Annotated in this window: 1 protein-coding gene; it reads right to left on the bottom strand. The window is 42.6% G+C overall.

Features of this window, described 5'->3' with window-relative positions:
• Positions 1-249, bottom strand: a 249-nt coding sequence (locus SB756_RS33440) for a capsule assembly Wzi family protein (RefSeq protein ID WP_410913680.1), incomplete at both ends; no start/stop codon positions are given.

Raw genomic sequence — 249 nt, 5'->3', positions numbered from 1 at the left:
AACGTCCACCCATTGCAAGTTGCCTGTAACGCAGTTCAACCTGTTTTGAGTTATAGCTCGTTTTAGTAATTGTATTGCCTAGGTCAGGGTTATTAGGATACCAATCACTATTATCGCTGTTGTAATCAACGCTACGTAGTTTTACTTGCCAGTCATCACCGTTTGAAAGTTGCCCTAATAAGGTTAATACAACCGATTGTGCGTCATTATCAAACGTTGAGCCTATGGTGCGGCCATGGTAGCGGTAAC

Source organism: Pseudomonas sp. SIMBA_068 (genome assembly GCF_046534705.1).
GTDB lineage: Bacteria > Pseudomonadota > Gammaproteobacteria > Pseudomonadales > Pseudomonadaceae > Aquipseudomonas > Aquipseudomonas putida.
Note: the sequence above shows the minus strand (reverse complement) of the source record. Positions and strands in the feature narration are given on the sequence as shown.